The sequence below is a fragment of the Pseudomonas trutticola BRTCR10 genome, assembly GCF_056155105.1.
In genome coordinates this window covers 927,620-949,964 of record NZ_CM149552.1, presented here as the reverse complement: position 1 = coordinate 949,964, position 22,345 = coordinate 927,620, and the positions used below count along the sequence as shown (strand labels likewise).

The 22,345-nt window shown below is 58.2% G+C and carries 20 protein-coding genes and 1 other RNA gene; 11 read left to right on the top strand and 10 right to left on the bottom strand.

Annotation, left to right across the window (positions count from 1 at the left end):
* Window positions 1-89 precede the first annotated feature (89 nt).
* The 5 genes from carA to grpE form a co-directional block, all read right to left on the bottom strand.
* On the bottom strand, window positions 90-1,226 hold the full coding sequence (gene carA, locus ACVVH8_RS04055; protein ID WP_103303209.1) for a glutamine-hydrolyzing carbamoyl-phosphate synthase small subunit: 1,137 nt from the start codon (window positions 1,224-1,226) through the stop codon (window positions 90-92).
* A gap of 257 nt (window positions 1,227-1,483) precedes the next feature.
* Window positions 1,484-2,290: a 4-hydroxy-tetrahydrodipicolinate reductase gene (gene dapB, locus ACVVH8_RS04050; RefSeq protein ID WP_213027519.1), complete on the bottom strand. Its 807-nt coding sequence runs from the start codon at window positions 2,288-2,290 to the stop codon at window positions 1,484-1,486.
* A gap of 9 nt (window positions 2,291-2,299) precedes the next feature.
* The gene (gene dnaJ / locus ACVVH8_RS04045; protein ID WP_103303211.1) at window positions 2,300-3,424 is read right to left on the bottom strand and encodes a molecular chaperone DnaJ; all 1,125 of its coding nucleotides are present in this window, start codon (window positions 3,422-3,424) and stop codon (window positions 2,300-2,302) included.
* A gap of 297 nt (window positions 3,425-3,721) precedes the next feature.
* Window positions 3,722-5,638, bottom strand: a complete 1,917-nt coding sequence (dnaK, locus tag ACVVH8_RS04040; RefSeq protein WP_103303212.1) for a molecular chaperone DnaK — start codon at window positions 5,636-5,638, stop codon at window positions 3,722-3,724.
* A 102-nt stretch (window positions 5,639-5,740) separates the two neighbouring features.
* The gene (gene grpE, locus ACVVH8_RS04035; protein ID WP_103303213.1) at window positions 5,741-6,307 is read right to left on the bottom strand and encodes a nucleotide exchange factor GrpE; all 567 of its coding nucleotides are present in this window, start codon (window positions 6,305-6,307) and stop codon (window positions 5,741-5,743) included.
* A 240-nt stretch (window positions 6,308-6,547) separates the two neighbouring features.
* Here grpE and recN point away from each other — a divergent pair, with 240 nt between their 5' ends.
* A complete protein-coding gene (gene recN, locus ACVVH8_RS04030) occupies window positions 6,548-8,221 on the top strand; it encodes a DNA repair protein RecN (RefSeq protein ID WP_475228658.1) in 1,674 nt (557 codons plus the stop codon).
* A gap of 75 nt (window positions 8,222-8,296) precedes the next feature.
* Here the strand turns inward: recN and fur are convergent, their stop codons facing one another.
* Window positions 8,297-8,701 (bottom strand): ferric iron uptake transcriptional regulator, encoded by a 405-nt coding sequence (gene fur / locus ACVVH8_RS04025; RefSeq protein ID WP_103303215.1) that lies wholly within the window; start codon window positions 8,699-8,701, stop codon window positions 8,297-8,299.
* Window positions 8,702-8,798: 97 nt separating this feature from the next.
* Between fur and ACVVH8_RS04020 the strand changes: the two genes are divergently transcribed.
* A complete protein-coding gene (locus tag ACVVH8_RS04020) occupies window positions 8,799-9,326 on the top strand; it encodes an outer membrane protein assembly factor BamE (RefSeq protein ID WP_016986508.1) in 528 nt (175 codons plus the stop codon).
* Between the two features lie 61 nt (window positions 9,327-9,387).
* Here ACVVH8_RS04020 and ACVVH8_RS04015 read toward each other — a convergent pair whose 3' ends face one another.
* The 3 genes from ACVVH8_RS04015 to ACVVH8_RS04005 are packed head-to-tail and all read right to left on the bottom strand — an operon-like array spanning window position 9,388 to window position 11,540.
* A complete protein-coding gene (locus tag ACVVH8_RS04015; protein WP_475228656.1) occupies window positions 9,388-9,702 on the bottom strand; it encodes an RnfH family protein in 315 nt (104 codons plus the stop codon).
* Entirely contained in the window at window positions 9,695-10,129 is a 435-nt protein-coding gene (locus ACVVH8_RS04010; RefSeq protein WP_315446812.1) for a type II toxin-antitoxin system RatA family toxin, read from the bottom strand. Before ACVVH8_RS04010 ends, ACVVH8_RS04015 begins: the two co-directional genes overlap by 8 nt.
* A gap of 7 nt (window positions 10,130-10,136) precedes the next feature.
* The gene (locus ACVVH8_RS04005) at window positions 10,137-11,540 is read right to left on the bottom strand and encodes a sodium-dependent transporter (RefSeq protein ID WP_475228652.1); all 1,404 of its coding nucleotides are present in this window, start codon (window positions 11,538-11,540) and stop codon (window positions 10,137-10,139) included.
* A gap of 119 nt (window positions 11,541-11,659) precedes the next feature.
* Between ACVVH8_RS04005 and smpB the strand changes: the two genes are divergently transcribed.
* Entirely contained in the window at window positions 11,660-12,142 is a 483-nt protein-coding gene (gene smpB / locus ACVVH8_RS04000) for an SsrA-binding protein SmpB (RefSeq protein WP_007915208.1), read from the top strand.
* A gap of 150 nt (window positions 12,143-12,292) precedes the next feature.
* Here smpB and ACVVH8_RS03995 read toward each other — a convergent pair whose 3' ends face one another.
* Complete coding sequence (locus ACVVH8_RS03995) at window positions 12,293-13,060, bottom strand: FCD domain-containing protein (RefSeq protein WP_103303218.1); 768 nt, start codon at window positions 13,058-13,060, stop codon at window positions 12,293-12,295.
* A 261-nt stretch (window positions 13,061-13,321) separates the two neighbouring features.
* Here ACVVH8_RS03995 and ACVVH8_RS03990 point away from each other — a divergent pair, with 261 nt between their 5' ends.
* The 8 genes from ACVVH8_RS03990 (at window position 13,322) to ssrA (ending at window position 22,308) form a co-directional block, all read left to right on the top strand.
* On the top strand, window positions 13,322-15,016 hold the full coding sequence (locus ACVVH8_RS03990) for a lactate permease LctP family transporter (protein WP_103303219.1): 1,695 nt from the start codon (window positions 13,322-13,324) through the stop codon (window positions 15,014-15,016).
* Between the two features lie 160 nt (window positions 15,017-15,176).
* A complete protein-coding gene (locus tag ACVVH8_RS03985; RefSeq protein WP_475228649.1) occupies window positions 15,177-16,001 on the top strand; it encodes a (Fe-S)-binding protein in 825 nt (274 codons plus the stop codon).
* Entirely contained in the window at window positions 15,998-17,455 is a 1,458-nt protein-coding gene (locus ACVVH8_RS03980) for a LutB/LldF family L-lactate oxidation iron-sulfur protein (protein ID WP_475228647.1), read from the top strand. Before ACVVH8_RS03985 ends, ACVVH8_RS03980 begins: the two co-directional genes overlap by 4 nt.
* Window positions 17,452-18,123, top strand: coding sequence for a LutC/YkgG family protein (locus ACVVH8_RS03975; protein ID WP_475228644.1), 672 nt, complete (start codon window positions 17,452-17,454; stop codon window positions 18,121-18,123). The genes ACVVH8_RS03980 and ACVVH8_RS03975 overlap by 4 nt, the downstream gene beginning before the upstream one ends.
* A complete protein-coding gene (locus tag ACVVH8_RS03970; RefSeq protein ID WP_475228642.1) occupies window positions 18,120-20,930 on the top strand; it encodes an FAD-binding and (Fe-S)-binding domain-containing protein in 2,811 nt (936 codons plus the stop codon). Before ACVVH8_RS03975 ends, ACVVH8_RS03970 begins: the two co-directional genes overlap by 4 nt.
* Window positions 20,931-21,060: 130 nt before the next feature.
* Window positions 21,061-21,342 carry a hypothetical protein gene (locus tag ACVVH8_RS03965; protein WP_103303224.1) on the top strand — a complete coding sequence of 94 codons (282 nt, stop codon included), beginning with the start codon at window positions 21,061-21,063 and terminating at the stop codon, window positions 21,340-21,342.
* A 204-nt stretch (window positions 21,343-21,546) separates the two neighbouring features.
* A complete protein-coding gene (locus ACVVH8_RS03960) occupies window positions 21,547-21,822 on the top strand; it encodes a hypothetical protein (protein WP_103303225.1) in 276 nt (91 codons plus the stop codon).
* Window positions 21,823-21,919: 97 nt separating this feature from the next.
* Window positions 21,920-22,308, top strand: a transfer-messenger RNA (tmRNA) gene (gene ssrA, locus ACVVH8_RS03955).
* The last annotated feature ends 37 nt before the right edge of the window (window positions 22,309-22,345 follow it).

Sequence of the window (22,345 nt, the reverse complement as noted above, 5' to 3'; positions counted from 1 at the left end):
CCGTCTTGATCGATTTCTGAAATCCCGAGGGGGCCGCCGGATTCGGGGCCGCCCTCAAGGGCTTCTCTCTACAGTCTCAAGGCGAACGCTTAGCGTCGCTTGGCCATCTCGTTGATGAAGCGGTCGAACAGTGGCGCCACATCGTTCGGGCCCGGGCTCGCTTCAGGGTGGCCCTGGAAGCTGAACGCGCTCTTGTCGGTGCGTTCGATCCCTTGCAGGGTGCCGTCGAACAGCGACTTGTGGATCGCACGCACGTTGGCTGGCAGGGTTGCTTCGTCGACCGCAAAACCGTGGTTCTGGCTGGTGATCATCACAACGCCAGTGTCCAGATCCTGTACCGGGTGGTTGGCACCGTGGTGGCCGTGGCCCATTTTCAGGGTCTTGGCGCCAGAGGCCAGAGCCAACAGTTGGTGACCGAGGCAGATGCCGAATACCGGGATTTCAGTTTCCAGAACTTCCTTGATCGCCTGGATCGCGTAGTCGCATGGCTCCGGATCACCAGGACCATTGGACAGGAACACACCGTCCGGCTTCAGTGCGAGTACGTCAGCGGCAGGCGTTTGCGCCGGCACAACGGTAACGCGGCAGCCGCGCTCGACCAGCATGCGCAGGATGTTGACCTTGACACCGTAGTCGAAGGCGACGACGTGGTATGGCAGCTCGGAGGCGTCGATGGTCGCGTGGCTGTCGGTTTTCAAGTCCCAGACAGTCGAGCGCCATTCGTATTGAGTCTTGGTGCTGACGACTTTCGCCAGATCCATGCCCTTCAGACCCGGGAAGCCTTGCGCAGCGGCAATGGCAGCTTCTTCGGAGATGTTGTCGCCGGCCATGATGCAGCCGTTCTGTGCACCTTTCTCACGCAGGATGCGGGTCAGGCGACGGGTGTCGATACCGGCGATAGCCACAACGTTATTGGCTTTCAGGTAGTCGGACAGGGACATCGTGTTACGCCAGTTGCTCGCTACCAGCGGCAGGTCACGAATAACCAGGCCAGCGGACCAGACGCGGTCAGACTCAGCATCGCCCGGGTTGGTACCGGTGTTGCCGATGTGCGGGTAAGTCAGGGTAACGATCTGTTGGGCGTAGGAAGGATCGGTAAGGATTTCCTGATAGCCGGTCATTGCGGTGTTGAACACCACCTCACCAACGGTTTGACCGTCGGCTCCAATGGCTTCGCCGCGAAAAATGCTGCCATCAGCAAGGGCAAGTATGGCTGGCTTAGTCAAGAAGACCTCCCGTAAATAACGCATGAAAGGGCGATCGCAGGTTGTAAAAAAGCGGAGTGACGTATGGACACGTCACCCCGCTTCTTCACTGAATTATTCTGCGCGCTTTTAGTGGACACACTAAAGCTGTAGCTTACAGAAAAAGGCTTTTTGGGTCCACCGTTAAAGAGCCTAAAAGGCCGGAGAATGCGACAGGGCGTCGCTCGGTGGTGAAAATCCAGCACAAACAGGGCGTTTGCGCTGGATGAAACCATGACTCAATGGAGGTCGAGCACGTCCTGCATGTCATAAAGACCCGGTTCGCGACCATCCAGCCACAGTGCAGCACGTACCGCACCCTTGGCAAACGTCATGCGACTCGATGCTTTATGAGTGATCTCCAGACGCTCGCCTTCGCAGGCGAACAACACCGTGTGATCACCGACCACATCACCGCCGCGAACGGTGGCAAAACCAATGGTTTCACGCTCGCGCGCGCCGGTGTGACCTTCGCGCCCGTAGACCGCAACCTTCTGCAAATCACGATCCAGCGCATCGGCGATCACTTCACCCATGCGCAAGGCCGTGCCTGAAGGAGCATCAATCTTGTGCCGGTGATGAGCCTCGATGATCTCGATGTCAGCATCATCCCCCAGCACTCGCGCAGTCATCTCGAGCAGTTTCAGCGACAGATTTACACCGACACTGAAATTGGCGGCGAACACGATTGGAATGTCCTTGCCAGCCTCGGCCAACAACTTCTTCTGCGCGGAATCCAGCCCGGTGGTGCCGATCACCATAGCCTTACCGGCCTTGCGACAGAACGCCAGGTTTTTCAGCATGACTTCCGGCAGGGTGAAGTCGATCAACACGTCGAACTCCTCCGCCACCGACTCGACATGACCGGACAACGGCACACCGATACGCCCCAGCGAAGCCAGCTCACCAGCATCCACCCCGATCAGCGTACTGCCCGGGCGCACAATCGCAGCCGTCAGGCCGGTCAGCGGCGCGCGCTGCTGCACGGCCTCGACCAGAATCTTGCCCATGCGCCCGGCGGCGCCCATCACAGCTATACGTCGCATGCCGACTCCTTACAGATCGCCGAAGAAGCGCTTCACACCGTCGAACCAACCGGTGGTTTTCGGCGAATGACTGTTGTCATCCGCCAGCGAGCTGCGGAATTCTTCAAGCAATTCCCGCTGACGACGATTCAGGTTGACCGGGGTCTCGACCGCCACACGGCACATCAAATCCCCCGCACCACCGCCACGCACTGGCGCAACGCCTTTACCACGGACGCGGAACTGCTTGCCGGTCTGGGTGCCTTCAGGGATTTTCAGTTTGACGCGACCGTCGAGGGTCGGAATTTCCAGCTCGCCGCCCAATGCTGCATCGACAAAGCTGATCGGCACTTCGCAGAACAGATGCTTGCCGTCACGCTGGAAGATGTCGTGCTCGCGGACATTGATGACCACGTACAGGTCGCCAGTCGGGCCACCTTGCGTACCCGCCTCGCCTTCGCCAGACAGACGAATGCGGTCGCCGGTATCAACGCCAGCCGGCACTTTGACCGAAAGGGTTTTGTACTCTTCGATGCGACCATCACCGTGACAGGAGTCGCACGGATCGGAAATGATCTTGCCTTGGCCATGGCAGCGCGGGCAGGTTTGCTGCACCGAGAAGAAGCCTTGCTGCATGCGCACCTGACCGATGCCACCGCAAGTCGGGCAGGTCGACGGCGAAGAACCTTTCTTGGCGCCCGAACCATCACACGGCTTGCAATTGACCAGCGTCGGCACACGGATATTCACGGTCGTACCGCGCACCGCTTCTTCCAGATTCAGCTCCAGGGTGTAGCGCAAATCGCTGCCACGCTGAGCGCCGCCACGGGAACCGCCGCGACCGCCGCCAAAGAAATCACTGAAGACATCACCAAAGATGTCAGAGAAGTTCTGACCGCCGAAACCGCCACCACCGCCACCCATGCTCGGGTCGACGCCGGCATGACCGTACTGGTCGTACGCTGCGCGCTTGCTCGAATCGGACAATACTTCATAGGCCTCGTTGGCCTCTTTGAACAGTTCTTCCGATGCTTTGTCATCGGGATTACGGTCGGGGTGATGTTTCATCGCCAGACGACGATAGGCCTTCTTCAGGTCCGCATCGCTCGAGCCACGCTCAACACCCAACACTTCGTAATAGTCACGCTTTGCCATATGTTTTCTGCACTCTTGAGGACGTTCGGCAAACCCCTCCTGAGGATGGCCAAACTCGTTGAGCCCCAATACAGGCCCGGACCCAACTCACGTCAATTCAACGATCCTGGTCTTTGTTTCTTGCGGTACTTTCGGCACGAAAAGCAGGAGCATTCCCGGCCATACCGCCAACACGCGAGGCTTGTCGCATGCTGTAAAAATTCGCGTATTCCAGATACGCCAACGCGGGAGCTAGCTCCCGCGCGGCGACATCCTACCAGTCACTGCCTGAAGACAGTCAACCGGCCGACCAACAACTTACTTGTGGTCTTTTACTTCTTCGAACTCTGCATCGACAACGTCGTCAGCCTTCTCAGCCGATTCGCCTTGCGGGGCTGCGCCATCAGCTGGCTGAGCCTGTTCGGCGTACATCTTCTGAGCAACCGGAGCGGAGACTTTCGACAGCTCTTCAACCTTCGCTTCGATGGCAGCCTTGTCGTCGCCTTTAACGGCAGCTTCCAGAGCAACCACAGCCGCTTCGATCGCAGTCTTCTCTTCGGCGGTGACTTTGTCGCCCGCGTCAGCAATCATCTTGCGAGTCGAGTGAACCAGTGCATCGCCCTGGTTACGGGCAGCGGCCAGCTCTTCGAACTTGCGGTCTTCCTCAGCGTTGGCTTCGGCGTCACGCACCATGCGCTCGATTTCTTCGTCGGACAGACCGGAGTTGGCCTTGATCACGATCGACTGAGTCTTGCCGGTAGCCTTGTCTTTCGCACCAACGTGCAGAATGCCGTTGGCGTCGATGTCGAAGGTCACTTCGATCTGCGGCACGCCACGTGGCGCAGGTGGAATGTCGGCCAGGTCGAACTTGCCCAGGGACTTGTTCTGTGCGGCTTGCTTACGCTCACCCTGCAGGACGTGAATGGTCACGGCGCCCTGGTTGTCGTCGGCAGTCGAGAACACTTGCGATTTCTTGGTAGGAATCGTGGTGTTTTTCTCGATCAGCGCAGTCATCACGCCACCCATGGTTTCGATACCCAGGGTCAGCGGGCTGACGTCGAGCAGCAGAACGTCTTTCACGTCACCGGCCAGAACAGCACCCTGAATCGCGGCACCCATGGCAACCGCTTCGTCCGGGTTAACGTCTTTACGCGCTTCTTTACCGAAGAAATCGGTAACCAGCTTCTGTACCAGCGGCATACGAGTCTGACCACCGACCAGAATCACGTCGTTGATCGCGCCAACGTCCAGACCTGCGTCTTTCATGGCGATGCGGCAAGGTTCGATGGTGCGCTGAACCAGGTCTTCAACCAGTGCTTCGAGCTTGGCACGCGAAATCTTCACGTTCAGGTGCTTAGGACCGGTCGCATCTGCAGTGATGTACGGCAGGTTAACGTCGGTCGACTGAGCGGACGACAGCTCGATCTTGGCTTTCTCAGCGGCTTCTTTCAGGCGCTGCATGGCCAGCGGATCACCTTTGAGGTTCATGCCGCTTTCTTTCTTGAATTCGTCCACGAGGTAGTCGATCAGACGAATGTCGAAGTCTTCACCACCGAGGAACGTGTCACCGTTGGTGGCCAGTACTTCGAACTGGTGCTCGCCATCGACTTCAGCGATCTCGATCACGGAAACGTCGAAAGTACCGCCACCCAGGTCATAAACGATCACGGTGTGATCGCCCTTGGCCTTGTCCATACCGTAAGCCAGAGCGGCTGCGGTTGGTTCGTTGATGATACGTTTTACGTCCAGACCGGCGATGCGGCCGGCGTCTTTGGTCGCCTGACGCTGGCTGTCGTTAAAGTAGGCCGGAACGGTGATCACCGCTTCGGTCACTGGCTCGCCGAGGTAGTCTTCGGCGGTCTTCTTCATTTTCTTCAGAATTTCAGCCGAGATTTGTGGCGGCGCCATTTTTTGGCCGTTCACTTCAACCCAGGCGTCGTTGTTGTCAGCCTTGACGATCTTGTAAGGGACCATCTGGATGTCTTTCTGCACAACTTCTTCGTCGAAACGACGACCGATCAGACGCTTTACTGCGTACAGAGTGTTGTGCGGGTTGGTCACTGCCTGACGCTTGGCCGACTGACCTACCAGAATTTCGCCATCGTTGGCGTAAGCGATGATCGACGGCGTAGTACGCGCGCCTTCAGCGTTTTCAATAACTTTGGCCTTGCCGTTTTCCAGCACGGAGACGCAGGAGTTGGTAGTCCCCAGGTCGATACCGATAATTTTGCCCATGTTCACTCTCCCGAAACTTTGGATTTGGATGCCGCAGCAGTGGTGGCTGACTGCGGTAGCACTTAAACGCTTGACTTCTAAATGGGGGCCTTGCGGCTAATTTCAAGCCTTCTCGTCAATCGAAGGCGAAATTGGCGCCGGCGCCTTGCTGACTACAACCATGGCCGGACGCAACAGGCGACCGTTGAGCTGGTAGCCCTTCTGGAACACCTTCAAAACGCTGTTCGGTTCCACGTCGGCGCTTTCCTGCATGGCCATTGCCTGATGCTGAACGGCGTTGAACGGTTCGCCATGCGGATCGATCGCTTCAAGCTGATAACGCTTGAGGGTGTCGTGGAACATTTTCAGGGTCAGCTCGATGCCTTCACGCATCGGACGGATGCTTTCGTCGTCCGGATTCGACAGCTCGAGGCCGCGCTCCAGGCTGTCGACGATCGGCAACAGGTCGCCGGCGAATTTTTCCAGAGCAAACTTGTGTGCCTTTTCGACGTCCTGCTCGGCACGACGACGGACGTTCTGCAGATCGGCAGCGACACGCAGAGACTGATCCTGCGCGGCGGCCAATTGCTCTTCGAGCACTTGTACACGGGTCGCCAGGTCGTCACCCGAACCCTCGGGCGCCTGATTGGCTTCTGGGTTTTGCTTATCTACTGTCTGTTCGTCAGCCATAGAATTCTCCTTTCAATATCGTCCGCGAGTTCGACTCGCGCTTCTGCCCCGATATATGGGGCCGCAAAATCAGGCTTCAAGGGCTTTCAAGCATTAACCCTACAAAAAAGTGCCGCTTTCTCATGCCTCGATGCACTAAGAAGATTTTCTGTTCAAGCAAATCGAGCTAAGCGAGGGCATTGTCAGCTCGAAACAAAACACTGTATAAATAACCAGACCTAAAGCCTGGGAGCGGCCTTTATGCTGGTGCACCTGTCCGTACACAACTACGCCATCGTTGAACATCTCGATCTCGAACTTGATCGCGGGATGAGCGTGATCACAGGGGAAACCGGCGCCGGCAAGTCGATCATGCTCGACGCACTGGGCCTGACCCTCGGTGATCGCGCCGACAGTGGCGTAGTCCGCCCGGGCGCCGACAAGGCCGATATTCTGGCGACCTTCGACCTGAATGACATTCCCGAAGCCAGCGCCTGGCTGGCCGAACGCGATCTGGACATCGACGGCCCCTGCATCCTGCGCCGGGTGATCACCTCGGAGGGCCGTTCGCGTGGCTACATCAACGGCACGCCCTGCCCGCTTGGCGATCTCAAGGCCCTCGGCGAATTGCTGATAGATATCCATAGCCAGCACGAACACCAATCCCTACTGAAAACCGACACCCATCGTCGCCTGCTCGACGAATATGCCGGCGCCACCGATCTGGCCCGTCAGGTTCAGCTCGCCGCACAGCGCTGGCGCCAGACTCGCCAGGAACTGGAGCGCCTCTCCAACTCCGGTGATGAACAACGCGCCCGCCATCAACTGCTCAGCTACCAGCTCGAAGAGCTTGAAAATCTGGGTCTTGGGGATAACGAGCTCGAACAACTGGAGCAGGAACACAAGAATCTGACCAATGCCGAAACCTTGCTTGGCATCTGCCGACAGGTGGTCGAACAGTGCAGCGAAAGTGATTCCGGCAATGTGCTGAACGCATTGACCGCCAGCCTCAATCGCCTGTCGAGTGTGAACAACTCCGTTGGCGCCCTGGGCGAAGCCAGCAGCCTGCTGACCAGCGCACAGATTCAGGTCGAAGAAGCTGTCGGTGAGCTCAATCGCTTCCTCGACAACTTCGATGCCGACCCGGCCCGCCTGCAATATCTGGAAGAACGTCTCGACGCTATTTATACCTTGGCGCGCAAGCACCGGATTCAACCCAACGAAGTCGGCGAAATGCAGCAGAAGTTGCTGGATGAGATCGAAACCCTCAACGCCAATGACGAATCCATCGAGCGCCTGGGCGAAGAACTGGCCTCTTATGCACGCCACTATCAGGAAAAGGCCCGGGAGCTGAGCGACTTGCGTCATCAGGCTGCCGGGAGCCTCGCCAGTGCGGTGGAGCAGGAGATTCAGCGACTGGGCATGCCTGGAGGCCGATTCACCATCGAACTGAAGGCCAACAGCAGCGACGAGTTGCTGCCCAACGGCCTGGAGCAGGTCGAATTACTGGTCAGTGCCAACCCCGGCCAACCGCTGAAGGCGCTGGCGAAAGTCGCATCCGGCGGTGAGCTGTCACGAATCAGCCTGGCGATCCAGGTCATCACTGCGCAGACATCCCGTGTCCCGACACTGGTGTTCGACGAAGTCGATGTGGGCATTGGTGGCCCGACAGCGGAGATTGTCGGTCAACTGTTGCGTCGCCTTGGCGAGCGCGGACAGGTTCTGACGGTTACGCACCTGCCACAAGTAGCGGCACAGGGTCACCAGCATCTGTTTGTGCATAAGGTGCGTGGAGAAGAGGCAACGCACACAGCCGTCTCCAAATTGAGCAAGAACGACCGTATAGAAGAAGTAGCGCGGATGCTCGGCGGCATCGATTTGACCAAGGAGTCCCTGGCCCACGCGAAAAAAATGGTGGTTACCGCGAAAGTTTAAGAACGGCAGAAAGCACGAAGGCGACCCTTGGGTCGCCTTCGCTCGTTTCGCGAACCTGAAATTCGCGCGACATGCTTACTTTTTCTTGCGGACGTACAGCACCAGGTTGTGATCAACCATCTCGAAGCCATGCTTCTCGACGATCGCTTTCTGAAGTTTTTCGATTTCCTCGTCGAAGAATTCGATGACTTCGCCTGAGTCCACGTTGACCATATGGTCGTGGTGGCCACCGTCGGCCAATTCGAAAACCGCGTGGCCGCCGTCGAAATTGTGACGGACCACGAGGCCAGCTGCTTCGAACTGGGTCAGAACACGGTAAACCGTGGCCAGACCGACGTCCTCGCCCGCTTCCATCAACGCCTTGTAGACGTCCTCGGCACTCATGTGACGCTGCTCGGTAGAGTCGAGCATTTGCAGGATCTTGACCCGTGGCAGGGTCACTTTGAGGCCGGCTTTGCGTAGTTCGCTATTTTCAACCATGGTCAGCTTTCTCGCGATGCTGCTTCGCAGCTTCTCTTAATGCGGGTATGATCGGCGTTTACGTTGTCCCAGCCAAGATAGTGGAAGTCGCCCACCGATGCAAAACACCAAGCTCTTGCTAACCAGTTTCACCTTTGTGGGACTGCTCGCACTCGCCGGTTGTTCATTCCCCGGGGTTTACAAAATCGACATCCAGCAGGGCAATGTCGTCACGCAGGACATGATAGACCAGTTACGCCCGGGAATGACCCGGCCGCAAGTACGGTTTATCATGGGCAACCCTCTGCTTGCCGACACGTTCCATGCCGATCGCTGGGATTATCTGTACAGCCTGCAACCGGGTGGCGGTGAACGCCAACAGGAACGCATCAGCGTTATTTTCAACTCAAACGACCAGCTTGTCAGCCTGTCCGGTGACTTCATGCCGGGCGTAAGCCGTGACGAAGCCATTCTCGGCAAGGACAGTGGCACTACCGTGACCGCTCCTGCTGAAAACGCCGAGAAGCCAAAACCGGAAAAACCGGTCAAGCCAGGTTCCTTGCTGGATCAGATCCAGAAGGACGTCGATGGTGTGGAAACCGTTCCGGTTCCGACACCAGAGCCGCTGGATACCTCGCCGCAATAATTTGCGACGCAATAAAAAACCCGGAGATTCCGGGTTTTTTATTGCCTGCAATTCAGCTTGATTACTGCTCTCGAGCTTTCGCCGCCGCAGCTTTGGCGGCACGCAAGCGCCGCACTTCTTTGGGATCGGCGAGCAGCGGGCGATAAATTTCGATACGATCCCCCGCTTGAATCAGGCGAACCTGAGGATCGGCAATCACTTTGCCAAAGATCCCTACCGGGCACCCCGCCAGATCAAGCTCCGGGAACTCGTCGCCAATCCCAGACTTGAGCAACGCCTCCCGCACGGTAATCCCTTCGGGAACACTGACCGCGCGCAAGACCTGACGATCCACGGCCGCATACACGACCTCTATCCCGATCACCGACTCAACCATGCATTTGCTTGGCGCGCTGGCAGAATGCATCCACCAGCGTGTTCGCTGCCTGATTGAACAACGGTCCCAGCGTAGCTCGTACCAGCGGGCCCGCGTAATCGAAGGACAGATCCAGACTGATCTTGCACGCCTTCTCGTTCAACGCCTTGAACACCCAGACACCGTGCAACTGATTGAAAGGCCCTTCTTCAAGGTTCATCTCGATCGACTGCCCCGGCACCAGCGTATTGCGCGTCACAAAATGCTGACTGAGCCCGCCCTTGGCCACACCCACACTGGCGCGCATATGCTCGGGCGTACTTTCCAGCACTTCAGCAGACGAGCACCACGGCAAGAACTCGGGATAACGCGCCACGTCGTTGACCAGGTCATAGAGGAACTGCGCCGGATAAGGCAGCAGGGCAGATCGTTGAATATGTGTCGTCATGTGAGCGTTACTTCCAGAGCTGAGCGGCAAACACTACAACAATGCCGATGGGCGCCACGTAGCGCATCAAAAACAAGGACAGGGCAAACAATGCCGGTTGACGGATAGACAACTCGTCACGTACCGCTTCACGCCCCATCACCCAACCGGCGAACAGCACGAAGCACAATCCGCCGAGTGGCAACATGATTCGCGAGGTGAAGAAGTCGATCACGCCGAAGAAATCCAGACCGCCCGCTGCCCCCCATTGGTAGAGATGGAACATCCCGCCTTCGTTCACGAAAAATTTGGCTTCCTTCCAGATATTGAAGGAAAACACCGTGCCCAGACCGACGAACCAGCAAATGAATGCCAACCAGAACGTCACCCAGGCACGGCTGACTTTCGTGCGTTCAACCAGATAGGCAACCATCGGCTCCAGCAGAGAAATCGCCGAACTCCAGGCAGCAATCGCCACCAGAACAAAGAACACAACGCCCATCAGTTGGCCAAAAGCCACGTTACCGAAAGCAAATGGCAGACTGACGAACATCAGGCCAGGCCCTTCGCTAGGGTTCAGCCCGCCAGCGAATACAATCGGGAACAAGGCCAGGCCGGCCACCAGCGACACGAAGGTATCAAGCAGCGCTACGCCAACCACCGTGCCGGACAGCGACGTGTTCTTCGGCATGTAAGCACCGTAGATCATGATCGAGCCCACGCCTACGCTCAGCGAGAAAAACGCGTGCCCCATGGCCGGCAACAAGCCGTCGAGGACCTTTTCCGGGTGGAAATCGAACATGAAATGCACGCCCTCCATGAAATGCCCGGTGGTCATGCTGTAACCCAGCAGCACCAGCACCATCACGAACAGTAGCGGCATCATGATGCGCAAACTGCGCTCCAGCCCGGCGACCACACCTTTGGCGATCACCAGCGCCGACAAAAGCATGAAAACTGTGTGCCAAAGTGTCAGACGCCATGGGTCGGCGATGACATTACCGAAATAGGCACCGACTTGATCGGCGCTGGCACCCTGAAAATCACCGCGCCCCATATCGACGATGTAATCCAGCGACCAGCCGCCGACCACGCTATAGAAAGACAGGATCAACAATGCCGTGATCATCCCGGCAAACGCGCCCCAAGACCACTTGGCCGAGTGCCCGGCTTCCAGTGCCAGCACCTTCAAGGCGTTCGCCGGACTCTGCCGAGCGCGCCGGCCGATCAGGGTTTCAGCGAGCATGACCGGGATCCCGATCAGTGCGATGCACGCCAGAAACATCAGCACAAAGGCGCCGCCGCCGTAGACCCCGACCATGTAGGGGAACTTCCAGATACTACCCAGTCCCACGGCCGAACCGGTCGCGGCGAGTATGAATACCCAGCGGCTAGCCCAACTGCCGTGGACAGAAACCTTGTCTGTCGACATCGTTTATCACGCCCAAGCGTTAGAAAAAGAGGCCGCATTGTCCGGGATTCACTCAACCTGCTCAAGCACGCAGCATCACCGTAGCCGACAGCCGTTTATCTCCATATAATGCCGCCCCTATGGCTAAACAGAAGAAACACCCAACAGGGACCATCGCGCAGAACAAAAAGGCGCGACACGATTACTTCATCGAACACAAGTTCGAGGCTGGTCTGGTCCTGGCCGGCTGGGAAGTAAAAAGTCTGCGGGCAAGCAAGCTGCAACTGGTCGACAGTTACGTGCTGCTCAAGGATGGCGAAGCGTGGCTGCTCGGCAGTCACATCACGCCTCTGATGACCGCAAGCACCCACGTCATCGCCGACCCGGTTCGCACGCGCAAATTGCTGCTCAACCGCCGCGAGCTGGAAAAGCTTGCGGCGGCCGTGCAGCAAAAGGGTTACGCCTGCGTATGCCTGTCCTGGTATTGGAGCAAGCACATGGTCAAGTGCGAGATTGCTCTGGGCAAGGGCAAGAAGGAATACGACAAGCGTGACACCGAGCGTGAGCGCGATGCCGGTCGTGAGCTGCAGCGTGCCGTGCGCAACAAGGGCAAGGAAGATTAACTCCCTGCCCTGATGCCGCACCTGTGGCGAGGGAGCTTGCTCCCGCTCGCCTGCGCAGCAGGCGCAATCGGTTCTCGCGAACATTAACGAGCGAGAGCCGCTGCGCGCCTCAGCGACAGCCAGCTCCCCCGCCACAATTAATTTGCCACCTCACATCCCCTTGCGCCGCTCCGCCCGAGCCATGCGCTGAACCTCCTGGCGCACCTCTTCCAGCACTTCCTGCACATACAAAATGTGTCGACTGGAGACTTCCCTTGCCTGCTCTGCACGACCTTCGATAATCGCCAGATACAATTCCCGATGCTGAGTGATCAGCATGTCGCGGGTTTCCGTGCGCTGTTTGTACATCCCGCCGATGTTGGTCACGACGTTGCGCTTGAGCAGATCGAACAGCCCGCGAATGGTGTGCAGCAACACGGCGTTATGACTGGCTTCGGCAATCGCCAGATGAAACTTCGCATCCGCCGCGCCCTCCTCCGCCCGACTGACATCGTCGTGACGCGTGTAGCAATCCTGCAGCTCTTCGAATGCGGCAGTCAGACGCTCGCGATCAACATCGGTAGCGCGCAATGCAGCGTAATAGGCGCACGATGCCTCCAGAGTGTGCCGAAATTCCAGCAAGTCACGCTGCGCCTCGGGATTGCTTTCGAGCAATTGCAGAAGAGGATCGCTAAAGGTCGAACCCAGGCTTTCCACTACATAATTGCCGCCGCCCTGGCGACTGACCAGCAGACCCTTGGCCGCCAGTTTTTGAATCGCCTCACGCAGCGACGGACGTGATACGCCAAATTGCTCGGCCAGCGTGCGCTCTGCTGGCAGCCGCTCACCGGACTTCAGCGTGCCTTCGAGAATCATCCCCTCGAGCCGCTCGACAATGTCGTCAGACAAACGGCGCTGACGTATCTGATCAAACCCCATAACTCATTTCTCCACGATCCCGACCGCTCGCCGGGCTCTCTATTCTGGCCTATCGGCGCGCTGTCGACACCTGCCAGAAAACAATCGCCCGACCAGATCAGATGCGTTCTGCACCGCTCATTCGACAAAAGTTTCAGGGCGACAAATTGACACACCGACATCAAGGCTTTTACCCTAGCCAACAGCGATTGTAAATTGGTATTACCAATTATCCAAGAACGCTGACAGTGCCTGACCAACAACAATTAGGGGCCACCCCATATGCAAACCTGGCAACAGCTCTACAGCCCGCTCGGCAGTCTCGGCGTCTCCGCACTCGCGGCCGTCATCCCCATCGTTTTCTTCTTCCTCGCTTTGGCGGTGTTCCGCCTCAAAGGTCATGTGGCCGGCAGCATCACGCTTGCCTTGTCGATTGCCGTGGCGATCTTCGCGTTCCAGATGCCGGTCGACATGGCGTTCGCCGCAGCCGGGTATGGCTTCGCCTACGGCCTGTGGCCGATTGCGTGGATCATTGTCGCGGCCGTTTTTCTTTACAAACTGACGGTCAAGAGTGGTCAGTTCGAGGTCATTCGCAGTTCGGTACTGTCGATCACTGACGACCAACGCCTGCAAGTGCTGCTGATCGGCTTCTGCTTCGGTGCATTCCTGGAAGGTGCCGCCGGTTTCGGTGCGCCGGTCGCGATTACCGCCGCGCTCCTCGTCGGACTGGGTTTCAACCCGCTGTACGCCGCTGGTCTATGCCTGATCGCCAACACCGCACCAGTCGCGTTCGGTGCGCTGGGTATTCCGATCATCGTGGCCGGCCAAGTGACTGGCATCGATGCATTCAAGATTGGCGCCATGACCGGTCGTCAGCTACCGCTGCTGTCGCTGTTCGTACCGTTCTGGCTGATATTCATGATGGATGGCCTGCGCGGCGTGCGCGAAACCTGGCCCGCTGCACTGGTCGCAGGCCTGAGCTTCGCCGTGACTCAGTACTTCACGTCGAACTTCATCGGCCCGGAACTGCCGGACATCACCTCGGCGCTGGCCAGCCTGATTTCGCTGACATTGTTCCTGAAGATCTGGCAGCCGAAACGCACCGCAGGCGCGCAAATCGCCGGCGCTACATCCAGCGCTGCGATTACCGCCAGCGTCGGCGGTTTCGGCCAGAAGCGCACCACCGTGGCTTCGCCTTACAGCCTCGGGGAAATTTTCAAAGCATGGTCGCCGTTCCTGATTCTCACCGTGCTGGTGACGATCTGGACACTGAAGCCTTTCAAAGCCATGTTCGCCGCTGGCGGCTCGATGTATGCGTGGGTGTTCAACTTCGCGATCCCGCACCTTGATCAACTGGTGATCAAGACTGCGCCGATCGTGGCTGCGCCAACTGCGATCCCGGCCGTATTCAAACTCGACCCGATTTCCGCGACCGGCACAGCGATTTTCTTCTCGGCACTTATTTCGATGCTGGTGCTGAAGATCAATTTCAAAATTGGTCTTACCACTTTGAAAGAGACCTTCTACGAACTGCGCTGGCCAATCCTGTCGATCGGCATGGTGCTGGCCTTCGCTTTTGTCACCAACTACTCCGGCATGTCTTCGACCATGGCATTGGTGTTGGCGGGTACTGGTGCAGCGTTTCCGTTCTTCTCGCCGTTTCTCGGCTGGCTGGGCGTGTTCCTCACCGGTTCCGATACTTCGTCGAACGCGCTGTTCAGTTCTTTGCAAGCGACCACCGCGCACCAGATCGGCGTCAACGACACGCTGCTGGTCGCGGCGAACACCAGCGGCGGCGTAACCGGCAAGATGATCTCGCCACAATCGATCGCCGTGGCCTGCGCCGCGACCGGTCTGGTGGGCAAGGAATCGGATCTGTTCCGCTTCACCCTCAAGCACAGCCTATTCTTTGCAACGATTGTCGGTCTGATCACCCTGGCTCAGGCCTACTGGTTCACCGGCATGCTGGTGCACTAAACCAATAAGAAGCCTACAAGCGACATGGAAAAAACCGACGCCGGTTCGTGATTCCGGCGTCAGCAATTCACACCCGGTCTGTAAGGCTGCTGAAAGCAACGCTCTTTATATTCAGCAGCCTCAGCGGACGGATAACCGGGACCACCCGGAGACACGCCTGATGAGCGAGCTTTATTACAACGCTGTGCCGAACGCGACCCGCGTTGCACCGCCTCTGCCCGAACCTCGGCAATACCCCAGCGAGAAACCGTCGCGGGTCTACCTGTTCGGCACATGCGTGGTCGACCTGTTCTACCCCGAAGCCGGAATGGATGCGATCCACTTGCTGGAGCGCGAAGGCATCAAGGTCGAATACCCGCAAGGGCAAAGCTGCTGCGGACAACCGGCCTACACCTCCGGTTACACCGAGCAGGCACGGACCGTGGCGCGCTCGCAACTGGCGTTGTTCGCCGGGGATTATCCGGTAGTGGTGCCGTCGGGCTCCTGCGCGGGCATGTTGCGCGAACATTACGCCGACTTGTTCAAGGACGAGCCGGAAACGTTGAAACAGGTTCAGGCCCTCGCGGCCCGCACCTATGAGTTGGCCGAGTTTCTGCTGTTCGTCTGCAAGGTGCAGTTCCAGGACAGCGGCGCGCCGGTCAAAGTCGCGCTACACACTTCGTGTTCGGCGCGCCGAGAAATGAACACCCACCTGCACGGTCGCGAGTTGTTGGCGCAGTTGAGCAACGTGGAACGGGTCAACCACGACCACGAAAGCGAATGCTGTGGCTTCGGTGGGACATTCAGCGTCCGTATGCCAGACATTTCCGGCGCGATGGTGGCTGACAAGACCAAAGCGCTGAAGGATTGCGGCGCGCATCAAGTGTTGAGCGCCGACTGTGGCTGTTTGATGAACATCAACGGCGCATTGGAGAAACAAAAAGAAGCGCTGCGCGGGCAACATCTCGCCAGCTTTCTGTGGCAACGAACCGGGGGTGCACAATGAGCACCTCGACGATTATTCCTACGGTTGCCGTAGAAGAAGATTTCCGCACCCGGGCCCACAACGCCTTGGGCGATGCGCAGTTACGGAACAACTTCCGCACTGCCATGGATTCACTGATGACCAAACGGGCAGCGGCTTTCAGCGATGCCCACGAAAGAGAACATTTGCGTGCCCTGGGCAACTCGATCAGGGCGCGTGCGCTCTCCAAGTTGCCCGACCTGCTCGAGCAACTGGAACAGAACCTGACCCGCAACGGTGTGACAGTGCACTGGGCGGAGACGGTGGACGAGGCCAATGGCATCGTCCTCTCGATCATCCGCGCTCACGAGGCGCGGCAAGTGATCAAGGGCAAATCGATGGTCAGCGAAGAGATGGAGATGAACCATTTCCTCGAGGCTCAAGGTGTTGAATGCCTGGAGTCCGATATGGGGGAATACATCGTCCAGCTCGACCACGAGAAGCCTTCACACATCATTATGCCGGCGATCCACAAGAATGCCGGTCAGGTCGCGTCCTTGTTCCACGACAAACTTGGCGTGGAGTACACCAAGGACGTTGACCAACTCATTCAAATCGGTCGCAGAGTCCTGCGGCAGAAATTCTTCGAAGCGGACATCGGCGTCTCCGGCGTCAACTTCGCCGTCGCCGAAACCGGCACCCTGTTGCTGGTGGAAAACGAAGGCAACGGGCGCATGACCACCACCGTGCCGCCGGTGCATATCGCCGTCACCGGCATCGAAAAAGTCGTCGAGAACCTGCGCGATGTGGTGCCACTACTATCGCTGCTGACCCGCTCGGCGCTGGGCATTCCGATCACCACCTACGTCAACATGATCTCCGGCCCGCGCAAGGAGCATGAACTCGACGGCCCGCAGGAAGTGCATCTGGTGCTGCTCGACAACGGTCGCAGCCAGGCCTTTGCCGACAGTGAACTGCGCCAGACCCTCAACTGCATTCGCTGCGGCGCGTGCATGAATCATTGCCCGGTCTACACCCGCGTCGGCGGCCACACCTACGGCGAGGTCTATCCGGGTCCGATCGGCAAAATCATCACGCCGCACATGGTCGGTCTGGCCAAGGTTCCGGATCACCCGAGCGCCTCTTCGCTGTGCGGTGCCTGCGGTGAAGTATGCCCGGTAAAAATTCCTATCCCGGCGATCCTGCGTCGCCTACGTGAAGAGAACGTCAAAGCACCGGACAGCCCTCATCAAGTGATGCGCGGCCAGGGCAGCAAATATTCGCGCAAGGAGCGTTTAATCTGGAACGCCTGGGCCAGGCTCAACAGCTCGCCGACCTTGTATCGATTGTTCGGCTTCTTCGCCACGCGCCTGCGCGCCCTGACGCCAGGCAACATTGGCCCGTGGACGCAGAACCACAGTGCGCCGAAACCCGCCGCCCGCTCGTTGCATGACATGGCCCGCGAGCATCTGGCCAAACAGGGAGATCGCAAATGAGCGCCAAGCAAAATATCCTCGGAAAACTGCGGAAAAGTCTGACCGGCGCCACGCCGATCTCCGACGACTTCGATGTCGATCTGGTAACGCAGCCTTACACCTACAGCGCCGAACAACGTATCCCGCAACTGCGCAAACTGATGGAAGCGGTACACACCGAAATCCATCTGACCTCTGATAAAGAATGGCCGGCACTGCTCGCGCAATTGCTGCGCGACCGCCAGCTGCCAAGCCTGCTCATCGCGCCGACTACAGCGCATGGGCAACAAATCACACAGCATTGGGCGAACAATCCTGATCTGCCAGCACTGAAATCCTACGACCGGCCGATGGAAGAATGGAAAGCCGAGCTGTTCAACGACACTCCGGCCAGCCTCACCGGCACCCTCGGCGCCATCGCCGCCACCGGCAGCCTGATTCTGTGGCCAAACCGTGAAGAACCACGGCTGATGAGTCTGGTGCCGCCTGTGCATTTCGCCCTGCTCAAGGCCAGCGAAATCCGCGACAACTTCTATCAGGTGCAAGAGGAATTCGAGTGGGCACAAGGCATGCCGACCAACGCGCTGCTGGTATCCGGCCCGTCGAAAACCGCTGACATCGAACAAGTGCTGGCCTACGGCGCCCACGGTCCGAAAGACCTGGTGGTTCTGATTCTGGAGGACCAATGACGTTACCGGCGACCTTCCTGCGCGATGCGCAACAACTGATTCCGGCCGAGCGCCGCTTTGATGATCCGTTATCGACGCTGGCGTTCGGCACTGACGCGAGTTTTTATCGGCTGATCCCGAAACTGGTGATCCGCGTCGAGTCCGAGGACGAAGTGGTGGCATTGCTGCAACTGGCCCAACGCGATCAGGTCGCGGTGACCTTCCGTGCGGCGGGCACCAGCCTGTCGGGGCAAGCGATCAGCGATTCCGTTTTGATCGTGCTTGGGGATAACTGGAACGCGCGCGAGATTCGCGGCCAAGGCACGCAAATCCGCCTGCAACCGGGGGTCATCGGCGCGCAGGCCAACGCGTGGCTGGCACCTTTCGGGCGCAAGATCGGCCCGGACCCGGCCTCGATCAATGCCTGCAAAATCGGCGGCATCGTCGCCAACAACGCCAGCGGCATGTGCTGCGGCACCGCGCAGAATACCTATCACACGTTGGCGGGCATTCGCTTGGTACTGGCCGACGGCACACGCCTGGACACCGAAGACGCCGCCAGTGTCGCGGCATTTCGCTCAAGCCATGGCGATCTGCTCGAACGTTTGGCGACGCTGGGCCGCGAGACCCGCGCCAATGCCGAACTGGCTGCGCGAATCCGCCACAAATATCGTCTGAAAAATACCACCGGTCTGTCGCTCAACGCGCTGGTGGATTTCGACGAGCCTGTGGATATCTTGAGCCACTTGCTGGTCGGCTCTGAAGGCACGCTCGGCTTCATCAGCGCGGTAACTTACGACACGGTAATCGACCACCCGAACAAGGCGTCGGCACTGATCGTGTTCCCGGATGTGGAGACCTGCTGCAACGCGGTCACCGTGCTGAAAAGCCAACCGGTGTCCGCCGTAGAGCTGCTGGATCGCCGCAGCTTGCGTTCGGTGCAAGACAAACCGGGCATGCCCACTTTCGTACAACAGTTGTCGAATAATGCCTGCGCGTTGCTCATCGAATCCCGCGCTGCGTCTTCCACTTTGCTGCAGGAACAACTGGCGCAGATCATGGCGTCGCTCAGTGGCTTCCCGGTGGAAAAGCAGGTCGACTTCACCGAAGACCCTGCCGAGAACGCCAAGCTTTGGGCGATCCGCAAGGACACCTTCCCCGCCGTCGGCGCTGTGCGTAAAACCGGCACCACGGTGATCATCGAAGACGTGACCTTTCCGGTCGAGCAACTGGCCATCGGCGTTAACCGCTTGATCGAGTTGTTCGACAAACACTCCTACGACGAAGCGATCCTTTTCGGACACGCGCTGGAAGGCAATCTGCACTTTGTCTTCACCCAAGGCTTCAACAGCGCGGAAGAAGTCGCACGCTATCAAGCGTTCATGGACGATGTGGCGCAGTTGGTGGCAGTGGAATTCGGCGGTTCACTCAAGGCTGAACACGGTACCGGACGCAACATGGCGCCCTTCGTAGAGCTGGAATGGGGCAGCGACGCCTATCAATTGATGTGGCAGCTCAAACGCCTGCTCGACCCGAAAGGCATCCTCAACCCGGACGTGGTGCTCAGCGAAGATCCGCAAATTCACCTCAAGCATCTGAAACCATTGCCGGCAGCCGACGAGATTGTCGACAAGTGCATCGAGTGTGGTTTCTGCGAACCGGTCTGCCCGTCGAAAGGACTGACCCTCAGCCCGCGCCAGCGCATAGTGATCTGGCGCGACATTCAGGCGAAAAAACGCGCCGGCGTCGACACCAGCGAACTGGAAAAAGCCTACGAATACCAAGGCATCGACACCTGCGCCGCGACCGGGTTGTGCGCGCAACGCTGCCCTGTAGGCATCAATACCGGCGACCTGGTGAAAAAGCTCCGCGGCCGACACGCAACGCATCAGAAAACTGCTGACTGGATTGAAGGAAACTTCGCCAAGACCCTGCAAGGCGCGCGCTTCACCCTGCATGTCGCCAATGGCGCACGGATGCTGCTGGGCGCGCCGCGTCTGGCCAGGCTCTCGGCGACGCTGACGCGATTGTCCAAAGGCCAGGTGCCGCTGTGGACCAACGCAATGCCGCAACCGGAAAAAGCCATTCGCTTCAGCCCGAGTGTGTCCGATGAGCGCCCGCGCGTGGTCTATCTGGCGGCGTGCGTATCGCGGGTCATGGGCCCGGCGGCGGGTGACAAGGAGCAGATGTCGCTGTACGACAAAACCCGTGGCCTGCTGGAAAAGGCCGGTTACCAAGTGGTCTTCCCGGACAATCAGGACAACCTCTGCTGCGGTCAGCCCTTCGCCTCCAAAGGCTATGCAGAACAGGCCGAGCACAAGCGTCAGGAGTTGATCAGCGCGCTTCTGCACGCCAGTCGCGGCGGGCTCGATCCGATCTACTGCGACACCAGCCCATGCACCTTGCGCCTGGTGCAGGACGTGGGAGATGTGCGCCTGGACCTGTACGACCCCGTGCGTTTCATTCGTACGCACCTTCTTGATCGACTGGATTTCACCCCACAGGACGCGCCGATTGCGGTGCATGTGACCTGCAGCACTCAGCACCTGGGTGAAAGCCAGGCGCTGATCGATCTGGCGCGCAAGTGCAGCAAAAACGTGGTGATTCCGGAGGGTATTCATTGCTGCGGGTTTGCCGGCGACAAGGGCTTTACCACGCCGGAACTGAACAGCCACTCGCTGCGCACACTGAAGGACGCGGTGCAGCATTGCAGCGAAGGGATTTCCACCAGCCGCACGTGCGAAATCGGCCTGACCCAGCATGGCGGGATCGACTATCACGGTCTGGTTTATCTGGTAGATCGGGTGACTCAGGCAAAGGCCTGCTGAAGAAAAACAGAACCCCTGCGCGAGACGGCAGTCCACAGAACAGGCCCCGAACACTCGGGGCTTGTCCTCTTTTCGGTGGCCTGCTGTCACGGTCAGCGAAGTGTGGACTCCTCGGTGCAAGGAGATACTCATGAAGCGTTCTGTACTGTTAGGTCTTTTCGTTACGGCCTCGATAATGGCCTCTTCTTCCTTCGCCGCTGACAAGCCAGAGAGCTTGTGCGAGGCGAATTTGCAGACAATCGACAACGCCAAGGCGCAGTACCAGACGTCGCCGGATCTGAATTCGCGCGTCTCGGCCAGTGTGAGCAAAGCCCGGGCCCTGAAAGCCCAAGGCAAGATCGACGAATGTCTGGCGGAAACCCAGCAAATCATTCTGGAAATCCAGAAAACTACCGGCAACACCAACAAATAATCCAGGAGCCGACTAGTCTTTGAATCGGCCTGACCGGTTTGGGGTGATGATTCGTGCGTTTCATACCCGCTGTAAAAAAAACCGAATTCCTGTGTGTCGTCGCGGTCGATTGATCAGGCCCGATACGAACGCGGCCTGTTACGACCTCGGCATCGCCGCCAGATCGTCCGGCAGCACCGAGACCAACCGTTCAAGGAGATACCCATGAAGCATTCTGCAATTGCTGGATTGTTCATCGCTGGTGCCCTGCTGACGTCGCCGGTGTTTGCGGCAGACAAAGACCTTTGTGCCGGGAATCTTCAAACCATCAAGGACTTCGTCACCAGCCAGCCGTCCATTCCTGAAACGTCCATGAACAATGTCAAGGAAGCTCAGGAAAAAGCCGAAGCGGCTCAAGCGGCCGGTAATGACAAGGATTGCGTAGAGGTCACTTCAGCACTGATCACCAAAATGCAGATTCGCAATCCGACGCGCAACTGAAACACCACAAGGCCAACCTTCGGGTTGGCCTTCCCACGTCGTTTGGCGTACACTGCGCAGGCTTGTTGCTCATCAAGATGTACAGAGCAATGAGTTCGGGGCCGTTTAGGATTCGACGCCGGTTGCGAAACTTTAGGTGCATGCCGACTTGGTAACAGAAGTCGTAAATCCACTGTTGCAACTACTTATAGTTGCCAATGACGACCAATACGGTGTTGCTCTCGCTGCTTAATTGCAGCTGACAATGCTCCTGGTACCTTCGGGTCCAGCAATCATCAGGGGATGTCTGTAAACCCAAAATGATTGTCATATAGAACAGAATCGCCGTGCAGTACGTTGTGGACGAAGCGGCTAAAACTTACACAACTCGCCCAAAGCACCCTGCCCGTCGGGTCGCTGAGGGTTAACTTAATAGACACGGCTACGCATGTAGTACCGACAGCGGAGTACTGGCGGACGGGGGTTCAAATCCCCCCGGCTCCACCACTTCAACATCTAAAGACGTCCACGGACGTCTTTTTTT

What these genes read in the sequence shown, in the direction of transcription:
- dapB (WP_213027519.1), bottom strand. Translation starts at nt 2,290, where the DNA reads ATGCGACGTATAGCTGTGATGGGCGCCGCCGGGCGCATGGGCAAGATT.
- dnaJ (WP_103303211.1), bottom strand. Translation starts at nt 3,424, where the DNA reads ATGGCAAAGCGTGACTATTACGAAGTGTTGGGTGTTGAGCGTGGCTCG.
- dnaK (WP_103303212.1), bottom strand. Translation starts at nt 5,638, where the DNA reads ATGGGCAAAATTATCGGTATCGACCTGGGGACTACCAACTCCTGCGTC.
- grpE (WP_103303213.1), bottom strand. Translation starts at nt 6,307, where the DNA reads ATGGCTGACGAACAGACAGTAGATAAGCAAAACCCAGAAGCCAATCAG.
- recN (WP_475228658.1), top strand. Translation starts at nt 6,548, where the DNA reads ATGCTGGTGCACCTGTCCGTACACAACTACGCCATCGTTGAACATCTC.
- fur (WP_103303215.1), bottom strand. Translation starts at nt 8,701, where the DNA reads ATGGTTGAAAATAGCGAACTACGCAAAGCCGGCCTCAAAGTGACCCTG.
- ACVVH8_RS04020 (WP_016986508.1), top strand. Translation starts at nt 8,799, where the DNA reads ATGCAAAACACCAAGCTCTTGCTAACCAGTTTCACCTTTGTGGGACTG.
- ACVVH8_RS04015 (WP_475228656.1), bottom strand. Translation starts at nt 9,702, where the DNA reads ATGGTTGAGTCGGTGATCGGGATAGAGGTCGTGTATGCGGCCGTGGAT.
- ACVVH8_RS04010 (WP_315446812.1), bottom strand. Translation starts at nt 10,129, where the DNA reads ATGACGACACATATTCAACGATCTGCCCTGCTGCCTTATCCGGCGCAG.
- ACVVH8_RS04005 (WP_475228652.1), bottom strand. Translation starts at nt 11,540, where the DNA reads ATGTCGACAGACAAGGTTTCTGTCCACGGCAGTTGGGCTAGCCGCTGG.
- smpB (WP_007915208.1), top strand. Translation starts at nt 11,660, where the DNA reads ATGGCTAAACAGAAGAAACACCCAACAGGGACCATCGCGCAGAACAAA.
- ACVVH8_RS03995 (WP_103303218.1), bottom strand. Translation starts at nt 13,060, where the DNA reads ATGGGGTTTGATCAGATACGTCAGCGCCGTTTGTCTGACGACATTGTC.
- ACVVH8_RS03990 (WP_103303219.1), top strand. Translation starts at nt 13,322, where the DNA reads ATGCAAACCTGGCAACAGCTCTACAGCCCGCTCGGCAGTCTCGGCGTC.
- ACVVH8_RS03985 (WP_475228649.1), top strand. Translation starts at nt 15,177, where the DNA reads ATGAGCGAGCTTTATTACAACGCTGTGCCGAACGCGACCCGCGTTGCA.
- ACVVH8_RS03980 (WP_475228647.1), top strand. Translation starts at nt 15,998, where the DNA reads ATGAGCACCTCGACGATTATTCCTACGGTTGCCGTAGAAGAAGATTTC.
- ACVVH8_RS03975 (WP_475228644.1), top strand. Translation starts at nt 17,452, where the DNA reads ATGAGCGCCAAGCAAAATATCCTCGGAAAACTGCGGAAAAGTCTGACC.
- ACVVH8_RS03970 (WP_475228642.1), top strand. Translation starts at nt 18,120, where the DNA reads ATGACGTTACCGGCGACCTTCCTGCGCGATGCGCAACAACTGATTCCG.
- ACVVH8_RS03965 (WP_103303224.1), top strand. Translation starts at nt 21,061, where the DNA reads ATGAAGCGTTCTGTACTGTTAGGTCTTTTCGTTACGGCCTCGATAATG.
- ACVVH8_RS03960 (WP_103303225.1), top strand. Translation starts at nt 21,547, where the DNA reads ATGAAGCATTCTGCAATTGCTGGATTGTTCATCGCTGGTGCCCTGCTG.